Origin of the sequence: Streptococcus sp. HF-100, assembly GCF_015594635.1 — a bacterium.
Taxonomy (GTDB): Bacteria; Bacillota; Bacilli; order Lactobacillales; family Streptococcaceae; genus Streptococcus; species Streptococcus vaginalis.
Genome location: NZ_JADNQV010000015.1, coordinates 1 through 4004, shown reverse-complemented (window position 1 = coordinate 4004; position 4004 = coordinate 1). Strand labels below are relative to the sequence as shown.

The 4004-nt window shown below is 38.7% G+C and carries 4 protein-coding genes and 11 tRNA genes; 1 reads left to right on the top strand and 14 read right to left on the bottom strand.

The features are described 5' to 3' along the window. Positions 1-152, top strand: a 152-nt coding sequence (locus tag IYQ23_RS09415) for an IS3 family transposase (protein WP_195674726.1), incomplete at its 5' end; no start/stop codon positions are given. 49 nt (positions 153-201) lie between these two features. Here the strand turns inward: IYQ23_RS09415 and pcsB are convergent. The 14 genes from pcsB to IYQ23_RS09345 all read right to left on the bottom strand — a co-directional run bounded on the left by pcsB (position 202) and on the right by IYQ23_RS09345 (position 3985). Then, positions 202-1428: a peptidoglycan hydrolase PcsB gene (gene pcsB / locus IYQ23_RS09410; RefSeq protein WP_126466343.1), complete on the bottom strand. Its 1227-nt coding sequence runs from the start codon at positions 1426-1428 to the stop codon at positions 202-204. Positions 1429-1537: 109 nt separating this feature from the next. After that, the gene (gene mreD / locus IYQ23_RS09405) at positions 1538-2038 is read right to left on the bottom strand and encodes a rod shape-determining protein MreD (RefSeq protein ID WP_195674725.1); all 501 of its coding nucleotides are present in this window, start codon (positions 2036-2038) and stop codon (positions 1538-1540) included. Between the two features lies 1 nt (position 2039). Further along, positions 2040-2846: a rod shape-determining protein MreC gene (gene mreC, locus IYQ23_RS09400; protein WP_195674724.1), complete on the bottom strand. Its 807-nt coding sequence runs from the start codon at positions 2844-2846 to the stop codon at positions 2040-2042. An 84-nt stretch (positions 2847-2930) separates the two neighbouring features. Beyond that, positions 2931-3018, bottom strand: a tRNA-Ser gene (locus IYQ23_RS09395). Between the two features lie 10 nt (positions 3019-3028). Then, positions 3029-3102: transfer RNA gene (locus IYQ23_RS09390), tRNA-Ile, on the bottom strand. A 39-nt stretch (positions 3103-3141) separates the two neighbouring features. Further along, positions 3142-3212 (bottom strand) — tRNA-Gly (locus tag IYQ23_RS09385). A gap of 15 nt (positions 3213-3227) precedes the next feature. Further along, positions 3228-3300, bottom strand: a tRNA-Phe gene (locus IYQ23_RS09380). A 6-nt stretch (positions 3301-3306) separates the two neighbouring features. After that, a tRNA-Met gene (locus IYQ23_RS09375) sits at positions 3307-3380 on the bottom strand. Positions 3381-3392: 12 nt separating this feature from the next. Further along, positions 3393-3482 (bottom strand) — tRNA-Ser (locus IYQ23_RS09370). Between the two features lie 14 nt (positions 3483-3496). Continuing rightward, positions 3497-3570, bottom strand: a tRNA-Ile gene (locus tag IYQ23_RS09365). 14 nt (positions 3571-3584) lie between these two features. Continuing rightward, positions 3585-3658: transfer RNA gene (locus tag IYQ23_RS09360), tRNA-Met, on the bottom strand. 6 nt (positions 3659-3664) lie between these two features. Further along, positions 3665-3738 (bottom strand) — tRNA-Pro (locus IYQ23_RS09355). A 41-nt stretch (positions 3739-3779) separates the two neighbouring features. Next, positions 3780-3853, bottom strand: a tRNA-Arg gene (locus tag IYQ23_RS09350). A gap of 58 nt (positions 3854-3911) precedes the next feature. Next, positions 3912-3985: transfer RNA gene (locus IYQ23_RS09345), tRNA-Arg, on the bottom strand. Positions 3986-4004: the final 19 nt, after the last annotated feature.

The window sequence follows — 4004 nt, the reverse complement described above, 5'->3', positions numbered from 1 at the left end:
AAATGTTTTATGGCTATGAGAATCACTTTAGGTCTTTAGAAGACCTTGAACAAGCTATTGTGAACTACATTGATTATTACAACAACAAACGAATTAAGGTCAAACTAAAAGGACTTAGCCCTGTGCAATACAGAGCTAAATCCTTTCAATAATTATTTGTCCAACTTTTGGGGGTCAGTACACTTTTTATCTTTTTATTCATTAATTTGGATAGATGTAAGTAAATGAACCTTGTCCTGCAGCAGCTGGATTGAACCAACCACGATAATTTCCAATAGCTTGATTACCTGCATAATTTGCTTCAGATACTTGAATACTTGTAGCTGATTGAACAGCTGTTACAACAGCAACGTGTCCATAACCACCATCGTTCCATGAAATGATCGCACCTACTTGAGGTGTTGAACCTGTACGGAAACCAGCTGCAGCCGCACTTGCTGCCCATTGAGCCCCATTACCCCAGTAATCACCAGCCCACGGAGCTAATGTTTTTGCTCCCCATGTACATTGACCAACTGGATAAGTTGAAGCAGATGAACTATATGTAGGACGGCTCACAGTTCTAGTAGTAGTAGTTGCTGCTTGTTGCGTCACATTTGTTTGAGTTGGCGTAGCTGCTGCACCACTATTGTTGTTTACAGCTTGTACTTGTGCTGCCAAACTTGTATTAGCAGAAGAAGCTACAGCTTGTTCTTGCGCCGCTTGTTGTGCTTTATAAGCTGCTTCTTGTGCTGCTGCCTCTTCAGCTGCCTTTTGTGCCGCTGCTTTTTGTGCCAACAATGAGTTCTTTTCACCTTCAGCAGTTGCTTTTTCCGCAGCAAGATTCAACTGCGCTGCTTTTAGTTCAGCTTGCTTAGTAGACAATGTTTTTGCATCATTTGCAAGTGTTTGTTGATTTGCGATAACAGTATTTATCGCTTCATTATTTGCTACTTGTTTTTCAGAAATAGCTTTTTTATCTTGTTTTTGTTGTTCCAACATTTTATTGTTTGCTGAAACAATTTCACTCATCGCAGAAACACGTGAAATAGCTTCTGTAATCGATTTTGAATTTACAATTGTATTGATATAGCTTGTAGCTGTACCGCTCGTTTGAGCACTACGTGCTTGATTAGCCAATGATTCATTACGCGCTACAATATTCTTAGACAACGTTTCGATTTCAGCCGATAATTTTGTTGATTCAGCTTGAAGTTTTTCGTTTTCAGCTTTCAATTTTTCTTGTTGAGATTGAATAGATGAAACTTGAGCTTGAATTTGATCTACTTGAGCTTGAGCTGATTTTTGTTGATCATTCAAACTATTAATTTTGCTATCTTGTGCAGCGATTTTGTCATCAGTAGAATCTGCATGTACATTTACAAGAGATGCTCCCTGTGCAAAAACCATTGTACTTAATAAGATTGACGTAAGTAATTTTTTCTTCATAAACAATTATACTCCTATTCGATAAGACATTTATAAGTATAACAAAAAAAGGCGCTGAGTATGTTACGCCTTTGTTACATTTCTATTTCCAATTCATCATAAAATCTTATCATAAATATATCTTCTCCAAAATTGGTTGAAGCAACAAAAAGAATAGTAAATTTGAGACCATTGTCGGAGCAATTGTATAAACGACAAAATCTGCAAAAGACATTTGAGCTAGATGGGTAACATTTGCCAAAGCGAACGTAGCCACCTCAAAGAAAAATACTAAAATGGCAACTGTTAAAAAACGACTAACTCGATTAGACATCAAAACAGAATTATATTTACTAATAACAATCCCCACTAAAGGCAACAATAGTGTCGAAATGCCGATAATATGAAAATAATACGCATCATACAATAAACCAATTAACAGCAACATGATAAAATTAGTATTTTCTGAAAGATTTATCGAAATATACAAAATAAAGATAAGTAAAAGATGACTTAGTAAGTGGATATTATTTGGAAATAAATTAGTCAAAATATTTGAAAGATGACCATCTACTAACATCACAACAAATAAAACCAAAAAAGATAAAACGTAGTTTTTAAAAAATTTCATATCAATTTCCTACCAATGTTACCACACGAATATCTGACAAATCCGCACTCGGTTTTACAAATACCTCTTTTGTCAAATGGTCCGATTTTTCAGTAACAGAAAGGACTGTTCCAACCGGAATATTAGGAATGTTGTACGTTCCTAAACCACTGGTCACAACTTTCTCACCTTTTTTAATGGTATCCGAACTATTTAACTGACTGATAATAAAAGCAGATTTTTCTTTACTGTAGCCAACAATCACACCATAAATTGTGCTTGTCTCCGTTTGAATTCTTACTGAAATATTATCAACATTTTTATTATTGGTTAAAAGATTTACTCGGCTAGAATGATAAGCAACATCTTTCACACTACCAATCAAGCCACCATTTGCCACCACTAGCATTGTATTTTGAATTCCATTCTGACGACCAGCATTGACAGTTAATTCAGATAACCAAGAAACCGGCATACGCGTAATAACATCAGATGAAACCGTTTTTTTTGACTCATAAAGATTTTTCATTTCTAATAGCTGTCTTAATTGAGCATTTTCATCTTTTAATGAAACTGAATCAGCAGATTGTTCTTCTGCTTTAAATAAAGCTTTTTTTAATTGCTTGTTTTCTTTATATGTCCGTGATAAATCAGTCAAATCTGATTTAACATCCACCAAAAAATTAAATGGTTTTGAAATAATATTATCCAAAATAGAAACAACATTAGAAGTTGCATTCACTACACCTAAAGAACGAGTAGTAACTAAAAGTACAGAAGTTACGATTATCAAAATAGCAGTCATAATAATAAATTTGGATTTTTTCATACGATTCACTCTACTCCCACAATAGACACTCCAGATTCAACAGGTAATAGAAAAGGAGATAGCTAACGCTACACTCCTTCAATACGGAGAATGGGGGATTCGAACCCCCGCGCCAGTTACCCGACCTAACGATTTAGCAAACCGTCCTCTTCAGCCTCTTGAGTAATTCTCCAAAAATATTATGGGCACGAGTGGACTCGAACCACCGACCTCACGCTTATCAGGCGTGCGCTCTAACCACCTGAGCTACGCGCCCAAGTCCAAAAACTTGGTATGGTTGAACATCTCTGTTCAAAGCGGGTGACGAGAATCGAACTCGCGACAACAGCTTGGAAGGCTGTAGTTTTACCACTAAACTACACCCGCTTAATTATTCAAAAATGGCGCGAGACGGAATCGAACCGCCGACACATGGAGCTTCAATCCATTGCTCTACCAACTGAGCTACCGAGCCTACCTATTGCGGGAGCAGGATTTGAACCTACGACCTTCGGGTTATGAGCCCGACGAGCTACCTAGCTGCTCCATCCCGCGCTATTCCTACTAAGGAGGATGTGGGATTCGAACCCACGCACGCTTTTACACGCCTGACGGTTTTCAAGACCGTTCCCTTCAGCCGGGCTTGGGTAATCCTCCACAATATAACAAAATGGACCTTGTAGGACTTGAACCTACGACCACTCGGTTATGAGCCGAGAGCTCTAACCAGCTGAGCTAAAGGTCCAACAAGATCAATTATAGCGGCGAAGGGGATCGAACCCCCGACCTCCCGGGTATGAACCGGACGCTCTAGCCAGCTGAGCTACACCGCCATAGTATCGGGAAGACAGGATTCGAACCTGCGACACCTTGGTCCCAAACCAAGTACTCTACCAAGCTGAGCTACTTCCCGTATGGATAGAAAAAATGAAGTCCTAGGAGACTTCTTTTCTATGCACCCTAGAGGAGTCGAACCTCTAACCGCCTGATTCGTAGTCAGGTACTCTATCCAGTTGAGCTAAGGGTGCTCTTTCTATGAATATAAAATCATTATATCACAAATACAAAAAAAGTCAAATCTCTTTATGCACCCTAGAGGAGTCGAACCTCTAACCGCCTGATTCGTAGTCAGGTACTCTATCCAGTTGAGCTAAGGGTGCTCTTTCTCATGCCGAGGAC